This is a genomic window from Brevibacillus sp. 1238, from assembly GCF_029892995.1.
Taxonomy (GTDB): Bacteria; Bacillota; Bacilli; order Brevibacillales; family Brevibacillaceae; genus Brevibacillus; species Brevibacillus parabrevis.
Genome location: NZ_JARXWC010000015.1, coordinates 25,397 through 48,447 on the forward strand (window position 1 = coordinate 25,397; position 23,051 = coordinate 48,447).

Annotated in this window: 26 protein-coding genes and 1 pseudogene; 20 read left to right on the forward strand and 7 right to left on the reverse strand. The window is 53.8% G+C overall.

The annotated features are described in order from the left end of the window. Positions 1-18: 18 nt before the first annotated feature. The gene (locus M2298_RS24130; protein ID WP_173597437.1) at positions 19-804 is read right to left on the reverse strand and encodes a metallophosphoesterase family protein; all 786 of its coding nucleotides are present in this window, start codon (positions 802-804) and stop codon (positions 19-21) included. A gap of 196 nt (positions 805-1,000) precedes the next feature. Between M2298_RS24130 and M2298_RS24135 the strand changes: the two genes are divergently transcribed. The 4 genes from M2298_RS24135 to M2298_RS24150 all read left to right on the forward strand — a co-directional run bounded on the left by M2298_RS24135 (position 1,001) and on the right by M2298_RS24150 (position 5,055). Next, the gene (locus M2298_RS24135; protein ID WP_280649195.1) at positions 1,001-1,825 is read left to right on the forward strand and encodes a cupin domain-containing protein; all 825 of its coding nucleotides are present in this window, start codon (positions 1,001-1,003) and stop codon (positions 1,823-1,825) included. An 87-nt stretch (positions 1,826-1,912) separates the two neighbouring features. Continuing rightward, on the forward strand, positions 1,913-2,635 hold the full coding sequence (locus M2298_RS24140) for an NAD-dependent deacylase (protein WP_280649196.1): 723 nt from the start codon (positions 1,913-1,915) through the stop codon (positions 2,633-2,635). Positions 2,636-2,802: 167 nt separating this feature from the next. Then, on the forward strand, positions 2,803-4,725 hold the full coding sequence (locus M2298_RS24145; protein ID WP_242771969.1) for an ABC-F family ATP-binding cassette domain-containing protein: 1,923 nt from the start codon (positions 2,803-2,805) through the stop codon (positions 4,723-4,725). A 108-nt stretch (positions 4,726-4,833) separates the two neighbouring features. Beyond that, positions 4,834-5,055 carry a hypothetical protein gene (locus tag M2298_RS24150; RefSeq protein WP_122964150.1) on the forward strand — a complete coding sequence of 74 codons (222 nt, stop codon included), beginning with the start codon at positions 4,834-4,836 and terminating at the stop codon, positions 5,053-5,055. A 57-nt stretch (positions 5,056-5,112) separates the two neighbouring features. Here the strand turns inward: M2298_RS24150 and M2298_RS24155 are convergent, their stop codons facing one another. Together M2298_RS24155 and M2298_RS24160 are read right to left on the reverse strand one after the other, a co-directional pair. Continuing rightward, a complete protein-coding gene (locus M2298_RS24155; RefSeq protein ID WP_173598597.1) occupies positions 5,113-5,475 on the reverse strand; it encodes a L,D-transpeptidase in 363 nt (120 codons plus the stop codon). A gap of 84 nt (positions 5,476-5,559) precedes the next feature. Continuing rightward, positions 5,560-5,796 carry a hypothetical protein gene (locus M2298_RS24160; protein ID WP_122904675.1) on the reverse strand — a complete coding sequence of 79 codons (237 nt, stop codon included), beginning with the start codon at positions 5,794-5,796 and terminating at the stop codon, positions 5,560-5,562. 196 nt (positions 5,797-5,992) lie between these two features. Here M2298_RS24160 and M2298_RS24165 point away from each other — a divergent pair, with 196 nt between their 5' ends. From M2298_RS24165 to M2298_RS24175, 3 genes are all read left to right on the forward strand, one after another. Continuing rightward, positions 5,993-6,751 (forward strand): DUF4931 domain-containing protein, encoded by a 759-nt coding sequence (locus M2298_RS24165; RefSeq protein WP_063231335.1) that lies wholly within the window; start codon positions 5,993-5,995, stop codon positions 6,749-6,751. A gap of 19 nt (positions 6,752-6,770) precedes the next feature. Next, on the forward strand, positions 6,771-7,631 hold the full coding sequence (locus tag M2298_RS24170; protein WP_173597432.1) for a GNAT family N-acetyltransferase: 861 nt from the start codon (positions 6,771-6,773) through the stop codon (positions 7,629-7,631). A gap of 101 nt (positions 7,632-7,732) precedes the next feature. Beyond that, positions 7,733-8,863 carry a virulence factor gene (locus M2298_RS24175; RefSeq protein ID WP_173597431.1) on the forward strand — a complete coding sequence of 377 codons (1,131 nt, stop codon included), beginning with the start codon at positions 7,733-7,735 and terminating at the stop codon, positions 8,861-8,863. Positions 8,864-8,920: 57 nt separating this feature from the next. Here the strand turns inward: M2298_RS24175 and M2298_RS24180 are convergent, their stop codons facing one another. After that, on the reverse strand, positions 8,921-9,607 hold the full coding sequence (locus M2298_RS24180; protein ID WP_122964146.1) for a M15 family metallopeptidase: 687 nt from the start codon (positions 9,605-9,607) through the stop codon (positions 8,921-8,923). Between the two features lie 182 nt (positions 9,608-9,789). Between M2298_RS24180 and M2298_RS24185 the strand changes: the two genes are divergently transcribed. After that, positions 9,790-11,088: a phytoene desaturase family protein gene (locus M2298_RS24185; RefSeq protein WP_122964145.1), complete on the forward strand. Its 1,299-nt coding sequence runs from the start codon at positions 9,790-9,792 to the stop codon at positions 11,086-11,088. A 109-nt stretch (positions 11,089-11,197) separates the two neighbouring features. Here the strand turns inward: M2298_RS24185 and M2298_RS24190 are convergent, their stop codons facing one another. Then, positions 11,198-12,010: a serine hydrolase gene (locus tag M2298_RS24190; RefSeq protein WP_280649197.1), complete on the reverse strand. Its 813-nt coding sequence runs from the start codon at positions 12,008-12,010 to the stop codon at positions 11,198-11,200. Between the two features lie 108 nt (positions 12,011-12,118). On the opposite strand from M2298_RS24190, the gene M2298_RS24195 reads away from it, so the two are divergent. The 5 genes and pseudogenes from M2298_RS24195 (at position 12,119) to M2298_RS24220 (ending at position 16,400) form a co-directional block, all read left to right on the forward strand. Continuing rightward, on the forward strand, positions 12,119-13,744 hold the full coding sequence (locus M2298_RS24195) for a peptide ABC transporter substrate-binding protein (RefSeq protein WP_280649198.1): 1,626 nt from the start codon (positions 12,119-12,121) through the stop codon (positions 13,742-13,744). Positions 13,745-13,774: 30 nt separating this feature from the next. Beyond that, entirely contained in the window at positions 13,775-14,509 is a 735-nt protein-coding gene (locus tag M2298_RS24200; RefSeq protein ID WP_122964142.1) for a gamma-glutamyl-gamma-aminobutyrate hydrolase family protein, read from the forward strand. Between the two features lie 87 nt (positions 14,510-14,596). Then, a complete protein-coding gene (locus M2298_RS24205) occupies positions 14,597-15,040 on the forward strand; it encodes a peroxiredoxin (RefSeq protein WP_173597429.1) in 444 nt (147 codons plus the stop codon). A gap of 99 nt (positions 15,041-15,139) precedes the next feature. Continuing rightward, a pseudogene (locus tag M2298_RS24210) lies at positions 15,140-16,191 on the forward strand (DNA polymerase IV). 11 nt (positions 16,192-16,202) lie between these two features. Continuing rightward, on the forward strand, positions 16,203-16,400 hold the full coding sequence (locus tag M2298_RS24220; RefSeq protein ID WP_122964139.1) for a hypothetical protein: 198 nt from the start codon (positions 16,203-16,205) through the stop codon (positions 16,398-16,400). Positions 16,401-16,539: 139 nt separating this feature from the next. On the opposite strand, the gene M2298_RS24225 is transcribed toward M2298_RS24220, so the two are convergent. Both M2298_RS24225 and M2298_RS24230 read right to left on the reverse strand, forming a co-directional pair. Beyond that, positions 16,540-17,760, reverse strand: coding sequence for an MFS transporter (locus M2298_RS24225; protein ID WP_173597428.1), 1,221 nt, complete (start codon positions 17,758-17,760; stop codon positions 16,540-16,542). An 81-nt stretch (positions 17,761-17,841) separates the two neighbouring features. After that, the gene (locus M2298_RS24230; protein WP_173597427.1) at positions 17,842-18,405 is read right to left on the reverse strand and encodes a TetR/AcrR family transcriptional regulator; all 564 of its coding nucleotides are present in this window, start codon (positions 18,403-18,405) and stop codon (positions 17,842-17,844) included. Between the two features lie 199 nt (positions 18,406-18,604). On the opposite strand from M2298_RS24230, the gene M2298_RS24235 reads away from it, so the two are divergent. The 7 genes from M2298_RS24235 (at position 18,605) to rsfS (ending at position 23,051) form a co-directional block, all read left to right on the forward strand. Next, entirely contained in the window at positions 18,605-19,129 is a 525-nt protein-coding gene (locus tag M2298_RS24235) for a YqeG family HAD IIIA-type phosphatase (RefSeq protein ID WP_122964136.1), read from the forward strand. After that, positions 19,126-20,247, forward strand: coding sequence for a ribosome biogenesis GTPase YqeH (gene yqeH / locus M2298_RS24240; protein WP_122964135.1), 1,122 nt, complete (start codon positions 19,126-19,128; stop codon positions 20,245-20,247). The genes M2298_RS24235 and yqeH overlap by 4 nt, the downstream gene beginning before the upstream one ends. 83 nt (positions 20,248-20,330) lie before the next feature. After that, on the forward strand, positions 20,331-21,182 hold the full coding sequence (locus tag M2298_RS24245) for a shikimate dehydrogenase (RefSeq protein WP_122964134.1): 852 nt from the start codon (positions 20,331-20,333) through the stop codon (positions 21,180-21,182). Between the two features lie 37 nt (positions 21,183-21,219). Next, positions 21,220-21,510 carry a ribosome assembly RNA-binding protein YhbY gene (gene yhbY, locus M2298_RS24250; RefSeq protein ID WP_122964133.1) on the forward strand — a complete coding sequence of 97 codons (291 nt, stop codon included), beginning with the start codon at positions 21,220-21,222 and terminating at the stop codon, positions 21,508-21,510. A gap of 17 nt (positions 21,511-21,527) precedes the next feature. Next, complete coding sequence (locus M2298_RS24255; RefSeq protein WP_122964132.1) at positions 21,528-22,121, forward strand: nicotinate-nucleotide adenylyltransferase; 594 nt, start codon at positions 21,528-21,530, stop codon at positions 22,119-22,121. After that, the gene (gene yqeK / locus M2298_RS24260) at positions 22,105-22,695 is read left to right on the forward strand and encodes a bis(5'-nucleosyl)-tetraphosphatase (symmetrical) YqeK (protein WP_122964131.1); all 591 of its coding nucleotides are present in this window, start codon (positions 22,105-22,107) and stop codon (positions 22,693-22,695) included. The genes M2298_RS24255 and yqeK overlap by 17 nt, the downstream gene beginning before the upstream one ends. Further along, entirely contained in the window at positions 22,695-23,051 is a 357-nt protein-coding gene (rsfS, locus tag M2298_RS24265; protein WP_063231353.1) for a ribosome silencing factor, read from the forward strand. The genes yqeK and rsfS overlap by 1 nt, the downstream gene beginning before the upstream one ends.

Sequence of the window (23,051 nt, forward strand, 5' to 3'; positions counted from 1 at the left end):
CTACAGGTAGTGTCGCCGTCAGATGACGCGTACTTGCATGGCAGGCTGGACGTCGCCAACAGGGACAAAGATCGATTGCAGAGAGGGCCACTCTACCAACAATACTCCTCGCCGATAAGCGGCACCGCCATCGATGCCGATCAGGTTGCCGCGCCGCCAGGGACCATAGCCTTCATAGTCAGGCAAACGAGGCACCGGGGTATGACCGAAGACGATTGGCCTGTCTCCTTCATAATAAAGGTAGAAGGGCTCGCGAATCCACAGGAGATCTTCTGGATTTTGCTGGCGCAGCGGAATGCCGGGACGAATGCCCGCGTGGACGAGCAGAACAGCGGGCGCTCCCGTCTGCGGATCGGCTGGAAGCTCCATGTACAACGGCAAGGCGGACAAGGCGGGCAACAGTCCCGGGTACTCGCTCTGAATCAGCCGTCGAGCTTCCTCCTGTTCGGCGCTGGATGGCATGGAATGGAGAAAAGCCCGGCGCAGAGGGTGGTTTCCCAAGAGCGAACGGATCGTGGCATCTCCGCCGTTGTAACGCAAGTACAGCTCCGGGTTTCCTTGTCCTTTCAGCCAATCCTCCAGCATCTGCTCGTGATTGCCTTTCAGGAGAAAGACCTGGTTTGGATATTGCTTTTGCAAGGTAAACAGGTCGAACAGCACTTCCTTCGATTCCGGGCCGCGGTCGATCATATCGCCGATCACATAGAGACGATCTCCCGTTTGCGGGGAAAAGGAGGCATCGCGCAATGCTCTGCGAAATGCCTGGTTCTGGCCGTGAATGTCCGAGACGAAATAGGTGGCCACTTCCACTCACCTCCCATGAGGACTTGGCGCGACTCTTATTACGATATGCCGATCAGGAGAGGGAGTGCCAATGCAACGAGCCGTGCGAGCTGAATCCAGGCTGCCTCGTTGAAAACATAGGCGCACCAACTGGGCGTTCGGGAATATGGATACCTATGAGACATATACCCAGAACGTTGGAGGGAAGACGGGACAGATGGCTACCACTTATCGGGACTATACTTCGCCGAATACGCAATTTACGTACGATATGCGCAACAACACGTTTTTTCGAAAAGACGCGGGCAACTTCATCGATTCTCTCGGCATCCAGCAGTTGAACACGCTGGGCAACACTTCGCTGCTCGACATCTTTTTGACGACTGGAAACGTGATTGAGCCACATATTCATCAAAACGCTTCCGAACTGGTCTACTGTGTGTCCGGCGAGGCAGCCGTTTCCATTATTAATCCATTCACGAACCAGTTGCTTACTTTCCATATCAAGCCGAGGCAAGTGGCGAATGTGCCGCAGGGCTGGTGGCATTACGAGATTGCCCTGACGGACGATACGCATCTGATAGCCGTTTTTGACGCTCCGGTGCCGGAAGTGATCTTTGGCTCCGACATCCTGCGACTGACCCCGGCAAGCGTATGGGCGCACACGTACTGCCTGGACGAAGCGAAGGTCAAGGACACTTTTGCTCCGATCACCCGAACCGTTGTCATCGGTCCGCCGCTTGGTTGCCAGCGAGGGGCGAATCCGGGAGCGAACCAAGGCTCGAATCCGGGCGCAAACCAAGGCACGAACCAATGGAACAGCCCGTCCAGCCAGCTTCCGCACTACGGCTATTCCAGCCAATGGCCGACAAGCTCCTATTACTACGATGCCGCCGCTTATGCCCAGGCGCCGGAGTACGGACAGTACACGCACTATCCGGAACTGTCCGGGTACACGTATTACCCGCCCAGCCAGCCTCAGCTCCAGCAACAGCCTCAGGCGTCTTATCCGCAGCAATACGGATATGCCGGAACGTATTAGCTGACGTACGAGACACAAGACTCCTTATTTGCTGTACACCTCCTTTTTCCTCCTTTACAATGAGAGCAAAAAGCGGAGGAGATGCAGATGGAGTCGCTGGCCAAATGGCTGCAACAATCACCCCGAACGATTGTCTTTACAGGTGCAGGCATGTCTACCGAAAGCGGCCTGCCTGATTTTCGTTCCCAGACCGGATTGTGGCGCGGATTGGACCCCCAGCAGCTCGCCAGCACGAAAGCGATGCGCGAGAACCGGGACGAGTTCGCCGCTTTTTACCGCAAGCGGATCGAAGGGTTGCTGGCCTGCCAGCCGCATGCAGGACACGAGTTGTTGGCAAAATGGGAGCAGCGCGGGCTGGTCGAAGGCATCATCACGCAAAATGTAGACGGCTTTCACCAGCGGGCAGGGAGCCAGGCAGTGGCGCAACTGCATGGCACATTGAGCACGGTTAGCTGCATTCGTTGCCAGGAGCGCTATTCCAGCGAGCGGTATTTGCAGGCAGACGGGACTAGGTGTGCGTGCGGAGGCTTTGTCCGTCCCGATGTCGTCTTGTTCGGAGAAGCTTTGCCGCCGACGCAGGTTGAGCAAGCCGTCGAGTGGGCTGAGAGCGCTTCGCTGTTCCTCGTGCTCGGCTCCTCGCTGACAGTCAGTCCGGCTAACTGGTTTCCCCAGCGGGCGAAAGAAAGCGGGGCGAGACTGGTAATTGTCAATCAGGAGCCGACGCCGCTCGATGACTGGGCGGATCTTGTGGTGCGCGACCAGAAAATAGGGGAGCTATTGTCGCAAACCGAGCAATGGCTGACGAGCTGAACCAACAGGCGGGGCGTACTCACGACGAGTGAAGTGCGCCTGCTTTTTTGCATGCCGGACAGGAACCGGGCAGAGAATCCTAGAGCTTGCACGAAAAAAATGGTACGATCATAAGATAGCATCCCTTTCAACTGGAGAGGGCAAATAGAAAAGTACAGGTGAAGACCATGCAAATTATTTCAGTAGAAAACCTCTCCAAAAGCTACGGAGACAAAATTTTGTTTGATCATATTTCCTTCCATATCGCAGAGCAGCAACGGATTGGGCTGATCGGAGTCAACGGTACAGGAAAATCTTCGCTGTTGCGCATCATGGCGGGACAAGATACGCCAGACAGCGGAAAAATCATTCACGCCAACCATTTTCACGTCGAATACTTGCCGCAAAACCCAAGCTTTGATGAGGAATCAACCGTATTGGAGCAAGTGTTCTACGGAGAGTCTCCGCTGATCCAGCTGCTGCGTGAGTACGAAATCGCGCTGGAAGCCGTTCAGGCAGATCCGCAGGACGAGAAAAAGCAGGCGCGCCTGTTCGCTGTACAAGGGCGGATGGACGCAGCAGATGCGTGGGAGAGCAATACCCAGGCCAAGACGATTTTGACGAAGCTCGGGCTGCACAACTTTTCGCAAAAAGTCAAAGAGCTGTCCGGGGGCCAACGCAAGCGGGTAGCCATGGCGCGGGCGCTGATTCAGCCAGCCGATTTGCTGATTTTGGACGAGCCGACGAACCATATCGACAATGAGACGGTAGAGTGGCTGGAGGAATTTTTGTCCCGCTACAAGGGCGCTTTGCTGCTCGTCACGCACGATCGCTACTTCCTCGACCGGGTGACGAACCGCACGTTTGAGCTGGATCGCGGCAAGCTGTACAGCTACGAAGGCAACTACGCCACGTTTTTGGAGAAAAAAGCCGAGCGGGAAGAAAATGAGGCAGCAGCAGAAGACAAACGGCAAAATTTGTTGCGCCGCGAGCTGGCCTGGCTGCGCAGAGGGGCCAAAGCGCGGACGACCAAGCAAAAAGCGCGTGTCCAGCGGGCAGAGGAGCTGCGCGACCGGACCGTGGAAGGCCCGACAGCCAAGCTGGAGATGGCGCTTGGCGCGAGCCGACTGGGCAAAAAGGTCATCGAGATCGAGCACGTGCAAAAAGGTTACGGCGACCGCAGTCTCATCAACGACTTCAGCTATATCGTCCTGCCAGGTGATCGCGTGGGGATCATCGGGCCAAACGGCAGCGGCAAGTCGACGCTGTTGAACATGCTGGCCGGACGAATCCAGCCTGACAGCGGGACGATCGATATCGGGACGACGGTGAAAATCGCCTACTACACGCAGGATAGCGTGGAGATGAACGAGAAGCTGCGCGTGATCGAGTATGTGAAGGAAGCGGCAGAAGTAATCACGACGAGCAACGGCGAGGCGATTACCGCTTCGCAAATGCTGGAGCGTTTCCTCTTTTCCCCAGCCATGCAGTGGACGCCGATTGCCAAGCTGTCTGGCGGCGAGCGGCGCAGGCTGTACTTGCTCCGCACGTTGATGGGCGAGCCGAACGTGCTGTTTTTGGATGAGCCGACCAACGATCTCGATATCCAGACGCTCAGCATTTTGGAAGATTATTTGGAGCAGTTCCCTGGCGCGGTCATCACGGTTTCCCATGACCGCTACTTCCTTGATCGCACGGTCGACCACCTGTTTGCTTTTGAAGGAGACGGACAAATTCGCCATTTTATCGGCAATTACTCCGAGTATCTGGAAGAAAAGCGAGTGGAGGACACCGCAGCAGCAACAGCTTCCGTGGGGCAACAGCCATCCGTCGAGAAGCAGGCGAGCAGTCAGGCGACGCGCGGCAACAACCGCACGAAAAAGCTTTCGTACAAGGATCAGAAGGATTGGGATACGATCGAAGGCAAAATTGCAACTTTTGAAGAACGGCTCGCGACGCTCAAAAAAGAAATTGCCGGAGCGGGCAGCGACTACGGCAAGGTAGAAAAGCTGTTTGCGGAAGAACAGCAAGTGACTGCCGATCTGGAAGCGGCAGTAGAGCGCTGGGCGGAGTTGTCTGCCCTGATCGAAGAGTTGGAGCAAGGGAAGTAATTGGCAGGGTGCCAATCTCTGTTTGTCTAGCCAGTTATTGAGGCTGGGAAAGCAACGCCGATCTCCTGTAGACTAGAGAGGATTACTAGAGTAGAGGAGTCGCTGTCGTTGCCTGCCTATAAGCTGGACCCGGAATGGGTGATGTCTTACCTCGTATTGCAAGAAGAAAGGCTCGCTTGTGAAGTCCATCCGAAGGACAAAGAAGCGATCATGAACAAAATCAGGGAAATGACGCTTTCGATTATGTACAAGCAAGCCAGAAGATTTCTCGTATACTTGGAGACGAATGACCAAAAAACGGTCGATGAAACGGATAAGCACCTCATGTAAAAAAGACCCGCCTTTTCGAAAATGAAGAGGCGGGTCTTTGCCTGTGCACGCGGCCATTTATTGCAGGCGGATTCGGACAGGTGTGCCGATGGGAACGATTTTGGCCAGTTCGTTGACATCCTGATTGTACATGCGAATGCAGCCGTGCGAGACGTAGTGCCCGATCGAGGATGGGTTGTTTGTGCCGTGTATGCCGTAATGAGGTTTGCTCAGCCCCAGCCAGTATGTTCCGAAAACGCTGAGCGGTCCTCCCGGGTACGAGTCGGGATAAGGAACCTTGTTGATGATCGTAAAATCGCCACGAGGTGTTTCCGTCGCGATCTTGCCGAGCGCAACCGGATAGGAGCGGATCAACGTATTGCCGTCGTACAAATCGAGCTTTAGCCTTCTGATCGAGATGCGAATGTTGTATGCAGGCATTCCCTCACCTCCCTTTGGCAGCCGCCCTCGACAACGTTGCTACTATCGTATGTGAGATGGCGGGAGAGGTACGCGGGTTTCTTTTTAGCGGAAGGAAGAAAAGGTATCAGGGTAGCGCAAGCCGTCGCGGTAGAACAAGGTGCGCACCCAGGCGTACAGACGCAACGGAATGGACGGGAAGACAATCGCCAGCTTCCCTTCTTCCAAAATGGGCAGGTCGAGCGGAGACTGAATCTCGTAAGGAACGCCCTCCTGATCGAGCAGTGCCTTGTAATGGTGTGCTTCGCTCCAGCTCACCGGGTAATAGAATGATTTTTCCATCGCATCCAACACCTTTCCGGTTTTCACTGCTCCCATTATATGCAACCCATTTGGGGTAAAAAAAGAAACGAGCGCGTAGATCAAGGAAAATAGGCTTTCTCTGTGGCCAAAATGTGCCGCGAGCGAAATTACGGCATGATTTTCAAAACAATTCAGTGTAAAGTGAAAGTATCCAGAAAATGGAGGGACGCTTTGTATGGCGCAGACACATTTGCACTTTAACATGCACATCGGAAAAAAGAAGCCGGAGAGCGTAATCAATCGGGAAACAGCGTGTCCTTTTTGTGATCGCGGCAGTTTGACTGACGTCCTGGAGCAGCGAGGTTCCATGATCTGGCTGATGAACAAATTTCCCGTCCTGCAAGACACGCATCAGACAGTGTTGATTGAATCAGAGGAGTGCAACGGCGACTGGTCGACGTATTCCCGGGAGCATGTGCACGCTTTGCTCTCCTTTGGCGTCGAGAAATGGCTGGAGATGGAGAGAAGCGGTTCTTTTCGCTCGGTTTTGTTTTTCAAAAACCACGGCCCGTATTCCGGCGGGAGCATTCGCCATCCGCACATGCAGATTGTCGGCCTGACTGGCTACGACTATCGCTCGCAAGTGAAGGACAGCGACTTTATGGGCATTACGATCGACAAGGAAGCAGGGGTTTCCTGCACGCTCTCCACGCATCCGCGAGCGGGCTTTTTTGAATACAATGTCATTTTGGAGGACTTGGATCGGCTGCCCAAAATGGCCGAATACTTGCAAATATTGGCGCACTGGATTTTGCATCACGTCAATCCGCGCAACCAGAGCTACAACTTTTTCTTTTATCAATGGAAAGAAAAGCTGATTGCGAAAGCCATCCCGCGCTTTGTGACGTCGCCCCTGTACGTCGGCTACACGATTCCGCAAGTGGCAAACAACCTGGATGAAATGATCGAAGAAATGAGAAGGCATTATTTTTAACGAAAAAGGAGCGAGGCTTTTGACATACGAGATCGTAGCGAAACAAACATTGACCGCAGAGGAATTGGCGCAAATTAACGAATTGGTTCGATTATGCAACGAACATGACGGGATTGATCTGAAAATCAACCCGGACATGCTGCGAAACCGCTCAGGCAAACATACAGAAGATTTTCTCTGCTACGCGGACGGCAAACTGGTCGGATTCCTCGGCTTGTACGTTTTCCACAGGAAAGAGGCAGAAGCGAGCGGGATGGTACACCCTGACTATCGCCGAAAAGGAATTTTTTCCAGTTTGCAGCGAGCTGCCGAAGAAGCGTGCAAACAACGGGAAATTCCTTCGCTCCTCTTTATCGTCCAGCACAACTCGCAGTCCGGAGCAGCGTACATGCAGCAAATCGGCGCGACGTACGAACATTCGGAGCACTGGATGGACTTGGGCGAGGGCGGGCGTCAGACCTGTAACGACACGTTGCGAATCCGCCCGGAAACGGCTGACGATTACGAGACGCTGATTCAACTCAATGTGCACGGTTTTCAAATGGAAGAACAACAGGTGCGAGAGATGGCCGAGATGATGGCAAGCGATCTCAACTCCCGTACATACTTGGTGATTGTAGAAGAGGAAGCGGTCGGCAAAATCAGTGTGAGCCGCAAAGATGCGAAGGCGTTCATTTACGGATTTTGCGTCCATCCCGACCATCAAGGCAAAGGCTACGGCCGTCAGGCGTTGGCGCAAACGATTCGGCTGATCGAAGAGGAAGGCTACAAGCACGTCTCTCTGGAAGTCGCCTGTGAGAACAGCAAGGCGCTGGGGCTGTACGAATCTTGCGGCTTCGTCGTGAAGTCTGCCAACGATTACTACAGGCTGAATTTGTAGCAGGCAAACTGCTTTTGCTTGCACCTGCGGATTGGCAAACGCAGGAGCTTCCGTGCTACCATAGGGGAGAGGTAGCATTGCGGAAAAAGGAGTGACGAAAGATGAAACTGTTGTCGATCGAACCGACGCCGAGTCCGAACGTGATGAAGCTGAACGTGGACGAGACTCTGCCAGGCGGCGTGCAACATGTTTATACAAAGGCGGAAGCAGCGAAAGCGCCGGAACTGATGCAGGAGCTGCTCGCCATTGACGGAGTGACGTCGATTTTTCACACGGCGGACTTCCTGGCGTTGGAGCGAAAGTCGAATGCCGACTGGCAGCGCATTTTGACAGAAGCGCGGGAGATTTTGCAGGCAGGAAAAGGAACGGCAATTCCTGTCGTCTCCGCTGAGCAGGCGGGAGCCTACGGCGAGGCGCAAGTATTCGTCCAGATGTTTCGCGGCGTGCCGATGCAAGTGAAAGTAACGATGGGAACCGAGCAAATTCGCGCAGCTCTGCCTGAGCGATTCGGACAGGCTGCTGTACAGGCTGGATCTGCTTCACCGAACTTGATCATGGAGCGAAAATGGGTGGAGCATGGCGTGCGTTACGGCGATTTGCGCGAAATTGGCGAAGAAGTAGCGCAAGAGGTCGATGCGACTTACCCGCCAAGCCGCGTGGAGGAAATCGTCCAGCAAGCGATGCTGCTTGGTCCTGGGGAAGCGCCGCAAGAAGTGGAGCGCGAGAAAAAAGTCGTCACGCTTGAGATGCTGGACGACCCGGATTGGCGAAACCGCTATGAAGCGCTGGATCGGATGGAGCCGACAGAGGAAGACTTGCCTGTCCTGGAAAAAGCGCTCCGCGATCCCAAGCCTTCCATTCGCAGGCTGGCTGTCGTCTACCTTGGCATGGTGGGCGGCGATAATGTGTTCCCGTTGTTGTTCGAGGCGCTGCGGGACGACTCTGTCTCCGTGAGAAGGACGGCTGGAGACACGCTGTCCGATTTGGGCGATGTCCGGGCGATTGGGCCGATGTGTGAGGCGCTCAAAGATCGGAACAAGCTGGTGCGCTGGCGTGCCGCTCGCTATTTGTTTGAAGTAGGCGATGAGACAGCCCTGGAAGCCCTGCACGCAGCCCAGAACGATCCTGAGTTCGAAGTCAGCTTGCAGGTGCAAATGGCTGTACAGCGGATCGAACGGGGAGAAGCTGCCAGCGGTACAGTTTGGCAGCAGATGACAAGACGCAACGACTAATCGCTCTATCGCGGTTTCCGATTTGGGGAAGCCGCGATAGAGTTTTTTGCTTGCAAGCTACACGCCGCCGTACATGGCGCATGCCTGCCCGGTTTGAGCCGCCCATGCCTGGTTGCCGTAGTCAAAATGCCACCATTCGTCTGGGTAATTGGTGAATCCTACGCCTGTCATCACCGCATACAGCAAGCGGCGGTTGGCCTGCGCTTGTCTGTCGGATTCGTCAGTGAGCTCGTTGCTTTCAAAATAGCGCGTACAGGCGCGCGGTGAAAAGTCATCAAAAGCGGTTCCCATCTCCAGCCAGCCGTCAGGCCCGGCAATCGTCAGGTCAATGGCCCCTCCGGTCAGGTGACGCGGCGGTTTTGCCGGATCGTGCGTGGGGCGGGCCACAAAGCGGTGCAGCTCCGTGTACAATTCCTCGCCTTCGACGAAGCCTTGGGCGAGAAGCTGCGCTTTGAAACGGTCGTACAAGGCTTGCTGCACCCGGATCGGGCGGTATCCGTCCAGCACGACGAAGCGAAGATTGGGCGGGAGCAGCTTCGCGGCTTGCAAAAGCTTGTCTGCGACCCCTTTTCTGATCAGGCAATCCGCTGTGGCTCCGTCCAATTCCTGGATGTGGTAGGCCGGATATACCTCGAACTGTGGGGCATACTGCTTGAGAGAAATGAGCGGATCGTTGTTTTCACAGATGGCAGGGAGCGTGTCTGCCTCTTTTTGCGCCGGAGGAATCGGGGTATTCCAGTCCATGTGGCAACCACCTTTTGCGTTTTTCTTCATCATAGCACAGCCGATCTAGGTAAAAAATGGTATCAGACAGTATAAAAATAGACACAGTTCAATAATAGTTGACTTCCACCTTATCCATCCCTTATTCTATTGTAGGGTTTAGCTCATGAATCAACATCGCTAGTGCGTAGGGGAGATTGTGTATGACAACCAATCACTATGACGTTGTTATTGTAGGTGCCGGACTGGCTGGTCTTTCCAGTGCTGCCTACCTGTCGTCTAAAGGTAAAAAAGTTTTAGTTTTGGAGCGCGGACAATTGGGTGGACGTGCCGTTACATTGAAGATCAAAGGCTTTAACTTCAACTTCGGTGCTCACGCCATTTATGCTCGCGACAGCTCTGTATTGAGAACGTTTGAAAAAGAACTCGGACTCAACATTGACTGGCAAGATTTCAATCCGACAAAAGCGAAGTACGATATCGGAAGCGATCTGACTGCGGTTCCTTCCAACGTGCAAGGACTTTTCCAAACAAAGCTGCTCAAAGGGATGGACAAGGTGTTGTTCACGTTTGAAATCCTGAAAACGATGCTCAAAGTGGAAAAAGGCCATCCGCACATGTCGATCCAAAAGTGGATGGAAAAAAAGCATGTCAGCGAAGAAGTGCAAGATATGATGCTGACACTCGCCTCCTCCAACTTCTTTACCCGTGAACCGGAAAAAATTCCGTCGGATGTGTTCTTCACGTACTACAGCCGTTTGTTCACCACGAACAAGCCTGTAGCTTATATCGGTGGCGGCTGGCAAGCTCTGATCGACGAATTTGTTCGCGTGATCGAAGCAAACCAGGGAACCATCATGCTCAAGAACAAAGTAGAAAAGTTCCTCGTAGAGAACGATCGCGTGGTTGGAGTGGTGACGCCGGAGGGCGAGTTTACGGCTGATGAGTTCGTCTGCTGTATTCCGCCGAAAGAGTTGGCAAAAGTATTCGCAGAAACGCGTCTGGAGCACGCAGTGGCCCAGCATGCGGAATACGAGCCGACAGTCGTCATGGTATACGACATTGGTTTGAAAGAGCGCATTGACGTGCCGTTCTCCTACATCTACGACAAGCAGAACAATATTTTTATCACCGACATCTCTTACTACGACCGCACTTGTGTGCCGGAGGGCGGACAGCTGTTGCAGGCGACTGCGTACATGCGTCAGGCCGACGTCGGCAACAAGGAAGCGGCAGATATCCGCAAGCAAGAGATCGAGAACCTGTACGACAAGCACTTCCCGGGCTGGCGCGAGCAATTGGTTGTTCCGCGTGTTTCCGCCCGCGCAGTGGTACAGGAGATCAAATGGACGATGAATCAAAAGCCAATGCCGACCTTCTTCCCGGACTACCGCAACCTGTTCTTTGCAGGAGACTGGTGTGAAGGGCAAGGCCAGCTGTCCGAGCTGTCCTTCTCCAGCGCATGGCAAGTGTCCAACCTGATTTTGGAAAAAGATAAGTAAAAGTAAGCGGGTCATTCCTTTTCGTTGCGAGAGGAAAGACCCGTTTTTTCGCGTGGGCGCAGAAAAGCGCAGAAAAGCCCGCCAGACGAAGCGGGCGGGCAGTGGCAAGCTACGCTTTTGGACCGTACGCGTCATACAAAAGACTGCCGATGCGGGCCATGACAGCAGCTGCATCTTTTTGCGCAAGACCTTTGTTGAGCAGGGAGACGCTGATCGCGTGCGGACCTGTGTAGAAAATTCCGACATCATGCGTGATTTTGGTAACCGAGCCTGTCTTGTTGGCGAACTCCCATTTGGGAACCATGCCGATGATCTCGCCATCCGGATCGGGCAAGAGGAACGGAAAACGGTCGCGATGCTGTTGCTGCTTCAAGATCGCAATCATTTTCAGACAGCTGTCGTAGGAGATGACTTTGCCAGTCGCCAAATAGCGGAGGTGGCTGCCGATATCTGCTGCTGTAATCTCGTTGTAGCCTTCCAGTTCGGCGGGCACGACCATCAGTTTGTTGTAAAAGGAGCTGTTTTCCATGCCTGTCTTGCGCATGGCGTTGCGGATGCTGTCTGTCCCGACGAGATCGATCATCATGTTCGTGGCTGTGTTGTCACTCTGGATGATCATCAAGGTGACGAGATCGTACACGGTGAACTCGGTTCCGGGTGTCATGTGCTGAAGAACGCCTGCCCCGCCGACGAGATCTTCCTGGCGCAGCTTGATTTTGTCTTCGAGAGCGAGCTTTCCGGCATGCGCTTCCGCGAACACGGCTGTCATGATCGGCACCTTGATGACGCTTGCCGCATAAAACCGTTCGTTCTCGTTGATCGCGAGCTTTTCGTTTGTCTGTAAATCTTCCAGATAGACTCCCCACTCACCGCCAGCAGCTTCCAAAAGTTCTGAAACAGGGGTAAACAGACTGGATAGCATCAAACCCATCTCCTTTTTATTCGTGTAGACAAAATTTTCTCAAGATAATATTATTTAGTCATGCTCCTAACAATCAAGAAGAATTATTCCAAAGACGGGGGTTTTGTTGTGAAAAAGTTGAAGAATCTATCATTTTGCGCCGTTTTGCTGACCAGCTTGGTGTTTGCTGGCTGTGGAACGCCGCAAGCCGGCACGCCAGAGAAAGCGCCAGGTGCGCAAGAGGAGCAGAAAAGCGCGCCGCAAACAATGCAAGTCAACCTGAACACAGGTGAGCCGAACACGATCGACCCTGGACTGGCAGAAGACATCCCTTCGATGTCTGTTGCCCGTGCAGCATTTGATGGCCTCCTGCGCCTGAATGCAAAAGGCGAGCTGAAAGAGGCGGTCGCCGAGAAGTACGAAGTTTCCGCTGATGGCTTGACCTACACGTTCCATCTGCGCGATTCCAAATGGTCCAACGGCGATCCCGTTACGGCCCACGATTTTGAATACGCCTGGAAACGGGTGCTCGATCCCGAGACAGCGTCCGGCTATGCGTATCAGATGTACTATTTGAAAAACGGGGAAGCGTTCAACGCCAAGAAGGCGAAAGCGGACGATGTCGGCGTGAAGGCGACCGATGACAAAACATTGGTCGTGACACTGGAAAATCCGGCTCCATTCTTCCCTGAGCTGGTGGCGTCCGTCACTTATTTCCCAGTCAATAAAAAGGCGGTCGAAGCCGGCAAGGATTGGGCTGCGAAGCCAGAAACGTACATCGGCAACGGCCCGTTTGTCCTGAAAAAATGGGAGCACAAATCGCTGATCGAGTTTGCGAAGAACGACTCCTACTGGGATAAAGATGCTGTGCAACTGTCTACTTTGACGATCAACATGATTGAAGATGCGAATACCGAGCTGTCCATGTTCGAAAAAGGCGATCTGGACTGGGCTGGCTCTCCGCTCGGCGACTTGCCGCTCGATGCGCTGGACTCGCTGAAAAATTCCGGGAAAATGCAGTCCCAGGCGACAGCAGGCACGTACTGGTACATTTTCAACACGACGCAAAAGCCGTTCGACAACAAAAAAATTCGCCAGGCGTTCGCAACTGCTGTCAACCGCAAGGAAATCTCGGAAAACGTAGTGCCGTTCAAGAGCACGCCAGCGCTGGGAATCCTCCCGCCAACCATGGCGCTCAATCCGGATGGCTACATCAAGGATGGCGACGTGGAAACAGCGAAAAAGCTGCTGGCCGAAGGAATGAAGGAAGCAGGCTTGACCCAGTTGCCTGAGTTGACGATCGCCTACAATACGACAGAAGTGAACCAGCGTATTGCCACTGTGATCCAGGATCAGTGGAGAAAAGCGTTTGGCATCGAAGTCAAGCTGGTGAACAAAGAGAACAAAGTCCACCGCGAGCAAATGAAAGAAGGCAACTTCACGATCGGCCGCGCCAGCTGGATCGGCGACTTTAACGATCCGATCAACTTCCTGGAAGTATTCAAGGGCGGCTTGAACACATCGAAATGGGAGAACAAAGAGTTCCTCGACCTGCTCGCCCAGTCTGCCAAGGAAGGCGATCTGGCAAAGCGCAAAGAAATTTTGCAAAAGGCGGACGCCATCGTCATGGATGAAATGCCTGCATTGCCGATCTACTATTTCACCTATGCGTGGGTGAAGCAAGACAGCGTAAAAGACGTCGTCGTGGACGCTCTCGGGTTCATCGACTTCAAGTACGCTTCAAACGTCAAATAAACCAAGGTAGCGATAAGGGAGTGACTTTGCGTGCGTCCGATTATTGGTGTCGCGTGTACGAAAATGTATTTCCCGAATAACAATCTGGATCAATTTTTTTACGTCGGCTCAGGCTATGTGGACGGAGTGGCCCGCGCAGGCGGAATACCGCTTATCCTGCCGCTTTTGACGGTACAGGAAGCGCCGTTTCGGGAAATGGTCGAGTCGCTCGACGGCCTGATTTTGACGGGCGGAGATGATCCTGCCCCGCACTTGTACGGGGAAGAACCGCTGCAAGGGCTTGGCGATATCGAATACGAGCGGGACTTGGCCGAGCTTGCGGTAATCAAGCTGGCGCTGGAGCTGAAAAAGCCGATCTTGGGCATTTGCCGCGGAATGCAGATTTTGAATGTAGCGTGTGGCGGCACGCTCATCCAGGATATTCCGAGCCAGGTTCCGGGAGCCTTCCAGCACGCGCAAAAAGGCTCGCGCCAGTACGGCGCACACAAAGTCACGCTGCAACCGGGATTTTTGGCGGACGCTCTCGGACAACAAGAAGTGTTGGTCAATACGTCCCACCATCAGGCAGTCAAGGACGTAGCGCCAGGCTTCCAGATGACAGGATGCGCGGCTGACGGAGTGATTGAAGCGATTGAGAGTCAAAACGGGCTGTACATCGGTGTGCAATGGCATCCAGAGCGGATGTGGTCGCACGATAGCCAGATGTTTAAAATCGCCCAGGCATTTATTGCCCGGGTAAAACAGCAAAAGCTGCAAGCCAACTAAACGAAAAGCCGTTCTGCACTTGCGCAGGGCGGCTTTTTGCAATCGCAAAACGATTTTCGATGTATACTGGGCTTAGAGGTGAGTGAAATGTTGCCAATTGGAGCAAAAGCCCCTGTCTTTTCCGCCAAAAGCACAAAAGGCCCGGTCGATTTGCGCGACTATGTAGGCAAGCAAACGATCGTGCTGGTCTTTTACCCGGGAGATGATACCCCGGTATGCACGAAGCAACTGTGCGCCCTTCAGGACAACTACGGCACATTGCAGCAGAAAAATACGGTCGTGTTTGGCATCAATCCGGGTGAACTGGACAAAAAGCAGGCGTTTGCAACGAAATTTCAGTATGAATTTCCTTTGATCGTCGATGAAGGCCAAAAAATTCGCGAGGCATATGATGTAGGAAAAATCCTCGGGTTGTTTTTCCAGCAGCGAATCGTCTATATCATCGGCAAAGACGGGACGATCGTCTACGCGAAAAAAGGCAATCCTCCCGTATCCGAGCTGCTTCGGGTCATGGAAGCGCAAGAGCAGTAACGGGCGAACGGCGGTTGGGGAGATATCCGCTTGCATTGAAGGGCCAAAACAAGGATAATACAAGTACAAATGAGAATGTATGTTTGGTGGTTATCCGCTATGAAAAAATTCCTTCATCTGGATATCGACGCGTTTTTCGCCAGTGTAGAGCAGCTCGACCGCCCCGAGTTGCGCGGCAAGCCGGTCATCGTCGGGGGAACAGCCAATCGCGGCGTCGTCTCGACGTGCAGCTACGAGGCGCGCAAGTACGGTGTTCGCTCTGCCATGCCTGTCGCGATGGCGCGAAAAAAATGCCCGCAGGGTGTGTACCTCCCCGTCCGCTATGGGCGTTACATCGAGAAATCGGCGGAAGTCAGGGAGATTTTCACTTCCTATACGGCGCGTTACCAAACGGTCGGGTTGGACGAAGCCTACCTGGACGTCACGGACTACGAGAATGCCGTTCCCGTCGCGCGCGAGCTCAAGCGGCGAATCAAACGGGAGACAGGATTAACCTGTAGTATCGGTCTTTCCTATAATATGTCGCTGGCGAAAATCGCCAGTGATTTGAAAAAGCCGGACGCTTTTGTCATCATTCGTCCCGAGCAGGCGCTGGACGTACTGCGCCCTTTGCCGATCGGAACGCTGCACGGCGTCGGAAAAAATCGCAGGAATTGCTCGCCAAAAAGGGCATTGCTACGGTCGAGGACTTTTGGCAACTGTCTCTGGACGAGGTCGTGCAACTGTTCGGCAAGTTTGGCCGCTCGCTGTACGACCGCTCCAGAGGGGAAGACAGCCGGGAGATCGTGATGGACCGCGCACCGAAGTCGACGAGCCGCGAGACGACGCTGTCTTTTGACTTGTATGACCGCGAGTCGATCGCGCCGATTGCCTATTCCTTGCTGCGGGAAGTCGAAGAGGACGTGCGCCAGGATGGGGTCGAGCCGCAGACGATTACGCTCAAGATCAAGTACGCCGATTTTACGCAACGGACCAAACAGCACAAGGCAGTCGCAGGGGCCAACTGGCAAGAACTTCTGGACGATTTGCTCGATGCGTTTGATTACTCGCCGGGTGTCAGGCTGGTCGGAGTTGGCTTTTCCAATTTTGCCGAGCCGAAACAGGAGCGCTACGAGCAATTGTCCATGTTTCCTTGGAAGCTGGGGAGATAGGAGGAGGGGCAATGGGCGAGGAGAACCCGTTTCATTGTTGTGCGACCTGTACGCATTTTCGCGTGGAAAAAGCGCCCGGCGGCGTGACTTATCGCTGTTCGCGGCTGACGTACGAGACGCGGCCGGACTACCGTTTTCAGTGCTGGACTCCGACAGAGCGGGTCAAGCGCCTGATGGAGACGAGACAACAACCGTTCGATAGCGAATAAAAGACGACACCCCCGATGGCCACGTACTAGCGTGACAGCGGGGGTGTCGTTTGTTTGGCTGGAGCATGTGGTTGCTTCGTCAGTGGCTTGGTCACCCAGTCGCTACCAGCAGCATTCGTCTGTGCGTTTCCTTTAGACATTAAGACGAATGCATCTCGCCTTTTGACGAAGAGACTCGCACGGCTCCACTCGCTTTGAGCTGGAGGAACAGCATGATGCCGAAGCCAAGCACGGCTGCTGCCACAACGAGGATGGCAGACGATACAGGCAACAAATCCGTCAAAATGCCGCCTGCCAACGGCCCGGCTACCATGCCGATCCCGTGGAACATGTTGAACAAAGCGTAGGCTGTGCCATAGGCGCCGCTTCCCCCTTGGTCGATGATGCTGCCCAAAGTCGGGAGGGTGGGTGACAGCGTAAAGCCTACGCCTGCGCCGACAAGCGCCATCGCAATTCCCGCCTGCCACAGCGAGCCAGCCCATACCAGTGAAGGCATGAAGACAGCGAGGATGACGATTCCGGCGAACATCAGCTTATACGGATTAAAACGGTTGGACAGCGAGCCTGCTACCGGGGCAATCAATCCGTAGGCCAAAGTCATCGCTGCAAACAGCAAGCCGATCGCAGTCGGGGTGATGCTGAACTTTTGCGTTAAAAAGACGGGCAGCGTCGGCTCCAAGAGACAGAGCGATACTTCCGCCAGCAGGACGATTCCGGCGATGAAGACGACCTGTGGATTGCGCAAAAATCCGCCTACCGCAAGCTTTTCGCTGGCTGTACGAGCCGCTTCTTCCTTCAGGAACAAAAAGACGAGCACGATGTTGATGACCGTAAAGGCCGCAGCGGCGAGAAACGGCATCCGGTGATCGCTGATCTCAAACAGCCAGCCGCCGATCGGTGCGCCGAGCAAAGTGCCTGTAGAAATAGCGGTCAACGCCGTTCCCATGACCGCTCCGCGCATTTTCGGAGGGAACAGGTCGGCGAGCAGGGCGAGAGCGGTCGGCCAAGTCGCAGCCGCTGCAATCCCTTGCACGAAGCGGGCAGTAATCAACAAGGCCATGGTGTCAGAGAACGCGAACAGCAGCGTGGAAGCTGCCAGCCCAATCAGGCCGACCAACAGCACGGCACGTCTGCCCAAGCGGTCCGAGATCGGGCCGAAGATCGGAGTGGCGAGCAGCATGGCGACCGCATAGCTGCTGAACAGAATGCCCATCATGGTAGAGGAGGGCTTTAGCGTCTCGGAAAAATAAGGGACGATTGGAATCAACAGACTGTAGAGCAGCATATCGATGAACAAAATCAGAATCACGAACAGCAAGCCAGTGCGTTGCGCTTTTGTCATTTGGGTAAAAACAGCCATGGTGAACACCTCTTTCAAGTCGTGTACTCGAAAAACTATTTTTGTTTTATTGGTTTTCGCAAAAAAAGAGAATAAAAGGGGCTACCTTTTATCCACAGGGATCAGGCCGTACAACAGAACATCGACAATCGCCGCCAAAGCTTCGGAAACCGTAATCTGGTTTTTCATGTAAAAGCGCTGATCCAGTGTCGAATTGACGGCGTCGATGATCAGCTTCATCACTAATGTCACGTTCATGTTGACGATCAGCCCCTCTTTGACCCCTTGTTCAATCAGGGCGCGCAGCGTCTGCCAATCGTCCGAGAGCGCGGAGTCGACCAGAGCCCATTGCTCCGGGTAGTAGCGCTTCATCTGTTCAAGAATGCGCAAATCGTAAAACTCGTAGTGTGTCGGCAACACCAGCATGACCCCTTTGATTTTATCGAGGAGAGAAAGACTGTCGTCAGCGAGAATTTGCCGGGTTTTTTCATCGCCCTCGGCAAACGTCTGGGAGATGATTGTTTCGAGAATCTCCACTTTGGAAGAAAAATGCTCATACAGCGTTCGCTTGCTGATCCCCAGCCTGCGCGCCAGGTCGTCCATGGAAAACTTCATGCCTTTTTCTCTGATCTCTTCAATAAAACCTTTCATGATTCGGTCTTTCATCTTCAGCGACCCCCTGCCTGACTTACGGGTGAAAACTATTTAAACAAAAACAGTTTTATAAGTACCGCCATTATGACACACTCTGATTGTCCGTGGCAAGGGGCGGCGCAAGCTTTTTCTTTTGCAACAGAGTGGTCGATTATGGTATAGTAGGTGCCGAAATCGCGGTTAATGGCTGCACATCATTTGGAGGTGCCCCGTGTTTTTAAACAAGCTGATGCCCAGTCAGTTCGTAGAGTCAATCCATCACATTGATATAGATCAATTGAAACGAAATAAAATCCGTGCGGTGATAACAGACCTGGACAATACGTTGGTGGAGTGGGACAGGCCGGAGGCTACTCCGGAGGTAATCGACTGGCTGGCCCGGATGCAGGAAGCAGGCATTCAGGTCACTGTTGTGTCCAACAACAACAAGGAGCGCGTACATCGCTTCTGTGCACCACTCGATCTCGGTTTTATTTGTGCGGCGAAAAAGCCGACCAACCGTGCCTTTTTGCAGGCAGTTCGGCAAATGAACGTGACCATCGCCGAGACTGTCGTGATTGGCGATCAATTGTTTACTGATGTGCTGGGGGGAAATCGACTGGGGTTTCATACGATCCTGGTCGTGCCTGTGGCCCAGACGGACGGTTTCTGGACGCGCTTTAACCGTCAGATGGAGCGCGTGGCTTTAAGCTGGATGGAAAGGAAAGGAATGGTTTCGTGGAGGAGAAAAGCATGACGGAACAAACACTCGGCTCTTGTGCCGGATGTGGGATCGCGATTCAGACAGAGGATGCGAAAAAGCCCGGCTATGCGCCGGAGTCGGCATTGGGGCGCAAGGTCGTCATCTGTCAGCGCTGCTATCGCATCAAGCATTACAATGAAGTCGCTCCGGTAGGAATGGGTGACGACGACTTCCTGAAAATTTTGGATGGCATCGGCTCTACGCAATCGCTGGTCGTCATGGTCGTCGATATTTTTGACTTCCAAGGCTCCTGGCTCAGAGGGCTGCCGCGCTTTGTCGGGAAAAACCCGATTTTGCTCGTGGGCAACAAAGTGGACTTGCTGCCGAAAAACATCAACCTGAACCGCGTGCGCAACTGGATGCAGCATGAAGCAAAAGAGCGCGGCTTGCGCCCGGAAGACATCGTGCTGATCAGTGCGCAAAAAGGACTGCATATCGATGAACTGTTGAATCGGATCGGGGAGCTGCGCAAAGGGCGCGACGTGTACATCGTTGGAGTGACCAATGTCGGCAAATCGACGATGATCAACCGCATCCTGCACGATTACGGAGCCGCAGAGCTGGAGATCACGACATCGCCGTTCCCTGGCACGACGCTCGATAAAATCGAAATTCCGCTGGAAGACGGCCGCTCCATTTACGATACGCCGGGCATCATCAACCGCGATCAGATTGGACATATGGTGTCGCCAGCCGATTTGCGCAAAATCACTCCGAAAAGCCGGATCAACTCCAAAGTATACCAGCTCGAAGCTGGACAAACTCTGTTTCTCGGCGGCTTGGCACGCATCGACTTTGTGCGTGGATCTAAACAGCCGTTTGTCGTTTATGTAGACAACGACTTGTACATTCATCGCACGAAGCTGGAAAAAGCGGACGAAGTGATGGAAAAGCATCACGGCACGCTGCTGGTGCCTCCGACAGGAGAAGAAGCGGCAAAAGCGCTCCCGCCGTTCGTCAAGCATTCCTTCAAGGTGACCCAGTCGCAAATGTCTACGGATATCGTCATCTCCGGGCTGGGCTGGGTGACCATTCAAGGCAAGTACGAAGCGAACGTCGTGGTTCACGCGCCAAAAGGAGTAAGCGTGGGCATGCGCCGCGGGCTGATCTAGCCAGTTCAACAAGTATCCGCGTATGGCGCTCCCTTTTTCGTGCCATATGCTAGAGAGAGAAGCTACGGGGGAGGAAATGCTCCATGATTACAAGCAAAACGCAGTTGGTTGGCCTGTTCGGACATCCGGTTTCCCATTCCCAATCTCCGATGATGCACAATGCTGCTTTTTCCGAGACCGGACTTGGATTCGCTTATGCGGCGTTTGACGTAGACCCGGAAGACTTGGCGGACGCGGTAGCGGGGATTCGCGCATTGGGCTTGCGCGGGATTAACGTGACGATTCCCCACAAGGTGGCGATCATGCCGATGCTCGATGAAATCGATCCGCTGGCGAAGCGCATCGGCGCGGTCAATACGGTCGTAAGCAAGGATGGCAGGCTGATCGGTTACAATACGGACGGCATGGGCTACGTCCGCTCGCTTGTAGCGGAGACGGGGATCGTGCTGGACAAACAAATTGTTACGATGATGGGCGCGGGCGGAGCTGCCCGTGCTGTTGCGTTTACTTTGGCGGAAAAAGGCGTCAAGGAAATTCGCATCATCAACCGCTCGCGGGAAAGAGCGGCTGTACTGGCAGAGCATGTGGGAACAATCGTCCCGACGCGGATCGTGGAGCAAGGGGAAGGCAAAGACGCCATCGCAGACTCCTCCCTTTTGATCAACACGACTTCCATCGGCATGCTGCCAAACGTGCAGGAAACTCCTGTGCCAGCAGAATGGCTCCATCCCGGCCTGACTGTCAGCGACCTGATTTACAACCCGCTGGAGACGCGCCTGTTGCGTGAAGCGAAAGAAATCGGCGCGACTGTCCACTCCGGCGTCGGGATGTTCGTAAACCAGGGTGCACTGGCATTTGAGCTGTGGACGGGAACAGACGCACCGACAGATGTCATGCGTGAGATTGTCTTGCAGCAACTGACGAAAACAACCTGATCAATCTTGATTGCAGGAACTAAAAGGAGGCATGCCGATGTTGACCGGCAAGCAAAAGCGCTTTTTGCGCGCAGAAGCACACCATCTCACCCCGATTTTCCAAGTAGGAAAAGGGGGCGTGAATGAAAATATGATCACCCAGATCAAAGAGGCGCTGGAAGTGCGCGAATTGATCAAAGTAGCGATTTTGCAAAACAACAGCGATGACAAACATGAGGTAGCAGAAGATTTGGCAGCAGGTGCGGGTGCCGAGCTGGTACAGCTGATCGGCCATACGGTTGTCTTGTACAAAGAGTCCCGGGAGCACAAGACCATCAAGCTGCCGTAACCATAAGGACTACCGCCATGAAGCATGCCGTCAAAAAAGTAGGGATGATGGGCGGGACATTCGATCCGATCCACTGCGGTCATTTGCTGGCAGCAGAACAAGCCAGGGAACAGGCCGGGCTTGATGAAATCTGGTTCATGCCGACGCACATTCCTCCGCACAAACAGAGGGACAGTCTGACATTGGCAGAGCATCGCCTGAACATGGTTCAGATGGCTGTGGCCGATCACGAGGCTTTTCGCGTCACGGATATCGAGCTGAGAAGAGAAGGCCCCTCCTACACCTACGACACAATGGTTCAGCTAACACAGCAGTTCCCTGATTGTCAGTTTTCTTTTATTATTGGGGGAGACATGGTCAAAATCTTGCCCAAATGGTACCAGTTCCAAGAGCTGCTTCGCATGGTACGCTTTATAGGACTCGCCCGGCCGGGCACCGAGCTGGATCGGGAGGCAAGCGAGTACGTCACGTTTGTGGAGATGCCGGTTTGGGACATCTCTTCCACGTTGATCCGCGAAAAGGCGGCTGCGGGCAAAAGCATCCGCTACCTGGTGCCAGCTGCTGTGGAGCGCTATATAAAGGAGAACCGATTCTATGAAACTCTTGACTAATCGGGAAGAACTGCTTGCCCGCATTCGGGCGCAAATGCATGAAAAGCGCTTCAACCACACGCTCGGAGTCGCCCAGTCAGCTCGCAACCTTGCCGTTCGCTACGGGGCTGACCCGGACAAAGCGGAGCTTGCAGGGCTGTTGCACGACTACTGCAAATGCTGGCCCGTGGAGAAAATGTTCGAAATTCTCGTTCGCCACGATATGCCGACAGAGCTTCTGGAAGGGGAAAAAGAGCTGTGGCACGCTTTTGCCGGGGCAATCGTCATCCAGACGGATCTCGGTGTGACAGATACGGATATTTTGCAAGCCGTTCGCTACCACACGACGGGGCGAGCGGGGATGTCCCTGTTAGAAAAAGTCGTTTGTGTGGCAGACTATATAGAACCGAACCGCATTTTTCCTGGTGTCGACGAGATTCGCGCGCTGGCTGAAAAGAATTTGGATCAAGCCTTGGCACTAGCTTTGGGCGGCACCATTCAGTTTTTGATAGAAAAGCAGAAAACGGTTTATCCGTTGACGCTGATTGCCTATAACGATTTGGTATCCCGCAAAGGGAGAGAAGGAGGGTTTTGATGGTTAAAACAGTAGAAGAGTTGGCTCGCTTGGTAGTGAAGGCAGCCGATGACAAAAAGGCAGAAAATCTCAAGGTGCTGGACATCAGCAAGCTGTCCGTCATTGCAGATTACTTCATGATTTGCCACGGAAACAACGAGCGCCAAGTACAGGCAATCGTGCGTGAAATTCGCGACCAGGCCCATAAAAACGGCTATGATGTTCGCGGGATTGAAGGGGCAGACGAAGGACGCTGGGTGCTGGTTGACCTGGGAGATATCGTCATTCACGTCTTCCACCGGGAAGATCGCGAGTTTTACAACCTGGAGCGCCTGTGGAAGGATGCAGAAGAGGTTTCCTTCGCTGTGCAAGGGTAA

Coding starts and splice junctions, on each gene's coding strand:
- M2298_RS24135 (WP_280649195.1), top strand. CDS start 1,001: ATGGCTACCACTTATCGGGACTATACTTCGCCGAATACGCAATTTACG.
- M2298_RS24140 (WP_280649196.1), top strand. CDS start 1,913: ATGGAGTCGCTGGCCAAATGGCTGCAACAATCACCCCGAACGATTGTC.
- M2298_RS24145 (WP_242771969.1), top strand. CDS start 2,803: ATGCAAATTATTTCAGTAGAAAACCTCTCCAAAAGCTACGGAGACAAA.
- M2298_RS24155 (WP_173598597.1), bottom strand. CDS start 5,475: ATGCCTGCATACAACATTCGCATCTCGATCAGAAGGCTAAAGCTCGAT.
- M2298_RS24160 (WP_122904675.1), bottom strand. CDS start 5,796: ATGGAAAAATCATTCTATTACCCGGTGAGCTGGAGCGAAGCACACCAT.
- M2298_RS24165 (WP_063231335.1), top strand. CDS start 5,993: ATGGCGCAGACACATTTGCACTTTAACATGCACATCGGAAAAAAGAAG.
- M2298_RS24175 (WP_173597431.1), top strand. CDS start 7,733: ATGAAACTGTTGTCGATCGAACCGACGCCGAGTCCGAACGTGATGAAG.
- M2298_RS24180 (WP_122964146.1), bottom strand. CDS start 9,607: ATGGACTGGAATACCCCGATTCCTCCGGCGCAAAAAGAGGCAGACACG.
- M2298_RS24185 (WP_122964145.1), top strand. CDS start 9,790: ATGACAACCAATCACTATGACGTTGTTATTGTAGGTGCCGGACTGGCT.
- M2298_RS24190 (WP_280649197.1), bottom strand. CDS start 12,010: ATGCTATCCAGTCTGTTTACCCCTGTTTCAGAACTTTTGGAAGCTGCT.
- M2298_RS24205 (WP_173597429.1), top strand. CDS start 14,597: ATGTTGCCAATTGGAGCAAAAGCCCCTGTCTTTTCCGCCAAAAGCACA.
- M2298_RS24220 (WP_122964139.1), top strand. CDS start 16,203: ATGGGCGAGGAGAACCCGTTTCATTGTTGTGCGACCTGTACGCATTTT.
- M2298_RS24225 (WP_173597428.1), bottom strand. CDS start 17,760: ATGGCTGTTTTTACCCAAATGACAAAAGCGCAACGCACTGGCTTGCTG.
- M2298_RS24230 (WP_173597427.1), bottom strand. CDS start 18,405: ATGAAAGACCGAATCATGAAAGGTTTTATTGAAGAGATCAGAGAAAAA.
- yqeH (WP_122964135.1), top strand. CDS start 19,126: ATGACGGAACAAACACTCGGCTCTTGTGCCGGATGTGGGATCGCGATT.
- M2298_RS24245 (WP_122964134.1), top strand. CDS start 20,331: ATGATTACAAGCAAAACGCAGTTGGTTGGCCTGTTCGGACATCCGGTT.
- yhbY (WP_122964133.1), top strand. CDS start 21,220: ATGTTGACCGGCAAGCAAAAGCGCTTTTTGCGCGCAGAAGCACACCAT.
- M2298_RS24255 (WP_122964132.1), top strand. CDS start 21,528: ATGAAGCATGCCGTCAAAAAAGTAGGGATGATGGGCGGGACATTCGAT.
- yqeK (WP_122964131.1), top strand. CDS start 22,105: ATGAAACTCTTGACTAATCGGGAAGAACTGCTTGCCCGCATTCGGGCG.
- rsfS (WP_063231353.1), top strand. CDS start 22,695: ATGGTTAAAACAGTAGAAGAGTTGGCTCGCTTGGTAGTGAAGGCAGCC.